2 protein-coding genes are annotated in these 1,096 nt (G+C 60.6%); both read right to left on the bottom strand.

What is annotated here, in order from left to right:
* Positions 1-80 precede the first annotated feature (80 nt).
* Positions 81-347 (bottom strand): HU family DNA-binding protein, encoded by a 267-nt coding sequence (locus tag EOA85_RS35840; protein WP_127212772.1) that lies wholly within the window; start codon positions 345-347, stop codon positions 81-83.
* 142 nt (positions 348-489) lie between these two features.
* Entirely contained in the window at positions 490-744 is a 255-nt protein-coding gene (locus EOA85_RS35835) for a WGR domain-containing protein (protein ID WP_127212773.1), read from the bottom strand.
* Positions 745-1,096 lie beyond the last annotated feature (352 nt).

Below are 1,096 nucleotides of genomic sequence, written 5' to 3'. Positions count from 1 at the left end.
ATTCCCTTCTGAGCCCGGATCGCAGGGCCCCGCCGCAAGGCGGGGCCTTTTCGCGTGTCCAGACACGCCGAGCCGGGATATCAGCCGTTCAGCGCGTCCTTGAGCGCTTTCGCCGGCGTGAAGGCCAGCTTCTTCGCAGCCGCGATCTTGATGCTGGCACCGGTCGAGGGATTGCGGCCCTCGCGTGCCGGCGTTTCCTTGACCTTGAACTTTCCGAACCCGGGCAGGCTGGTCTCTGCGCCGCTCTTTGCGGCGTCGGCGATCTGTTTGAACACACTCTCCACGATCGCCTTGGTCAGGCTCTGTTCTGCTGCGATCTTGTCTGCGACCTCGTTTGTTGTCGTCATCGGATGGGCCTCCTGTGTCGTTGCTGAAGGTGCTCATGACAACAAGAGCGTGGTGGAATGAAAGACGTAAAGCGGCTTGCCTGTTCTCAATCCACCGGAAATCCGCCTCTATAGTGAATTTCTTCCCGAAATAGCTGTCTTCCTACCTGGAATCGATATCGCGATAGCCCTTGCGCAACTTGCTGCGTTCAAGCCGTTCGAACGTATTGTCGGCCTCCTCGATCCTGTCAAAGGTCTGCATCATCGATTGACCTGACGTGCCGATACGTCCCCAATTGCGGATTACGGACGCGCCGCCGAACAGCGTCGGCTGGATCGCCAGCACATAGAAGCGCCGCATGTTCTGCGTCGGGTCTATCCGTCGGAGATGAAGCGGTCCGGCGTTTTCGTTCTGCATGGACATGAGTTTCGCTTCCTTCGGAAGCGGCGTCCAACGCATTTCATGAATCGCTTGAGCGGGATCGATTCATATCATTGATAGCTGGGAGATGTGCTGCCATGAACCGGCGGAGCGTGGCCGTTGACCTCGCCGGAATGATTTCCATCCTGAAGCGAACGGGCGCGCCGCTCGGCGAGCGGTCGGCTCTACTCGCGCCGCGAACGGCGCTCCCGGAGCCCGCGAACGGTCTCCGCCATCCCGTGACGATCCTCGCGCGGCGCGGCACCGCCGGCGGCGACTTGCGGGGCTGTCTTACGGCTGCCATGTAAGCAGAACAGGCCGGCTATTGAATGCCGACATGGCGTTCGGC

The organism is Mesorhizobium sp. M5C.F.Ca.IN.020.29.1.1 (genome assembly GCF_003997375.1).
GTDB lineage: Bacteria > Pseudomonadota > Alphaproteobacteria > Rhizobiales > Rhizobiaceae > Mesorhizobium > Mesorhizobium wenxiniae.
Note: the sequence above shows the minus strand (reverse complement) of the source record. Positions and strands in the feature narration are given on the sequence as shown.